Consider the following 320-nt stretch of genomic DNA (forward strand, 5'->3'; position numbering starts at 1 on the left):
CAGCCTTTATATTTGGTGAGCCCGACAGGGTTCGAACCTGTGACCTACTGATTAAAAGTCAGTTGCTCTACCAGCTGAGCTACGGGCCCAAATATGTTTGTATTCAAAGTTTCCTTCGAATGCGGCGGAACATAATAAGCTGTCCGACGATGGTCAAGTAAAAGTCATAAAAAACAACAATTACCTGCATTCCTGAAAACTGAGACAAATAAGGCTGATACTTTGAGTATCAGCCTTTATATTTGGTGAGCCCGACAGGGTTCGAACCTGTGACCTACTGATTAAAAGTCAGTTGCTCTACCAGCTGAGCTACGGGCCCA

The 320-nt window shown here is 44.4% G+C and carries 2 tRNA genes; both read right to left on the minus strand.

What is annotated here, in order from left to right:
* Positions 1–13: 13 nt before the first annotated feature.
* Positions 14–89, minus strand: a tRNA-Lys gene (locus MF542_RS17510).
* A 154-nt stretch (positions 90–243) separates the two neighbouring features.
* Positions 244–319 (minus strand) — tRNA-Lys (locus MF542_RS17515).
* Position 320: the final 1 nt, after the last annotated feature.

This window comes from Kordiimonas laminariae, from assembly GCF_023008165.1.
Lineage (GTDB): Bacteria > Pseudomonadota > Alphaproteobacteria > Sphingomonadales > Kordiimonadaceae > Kordiimonas > Kordiimonas laminariae.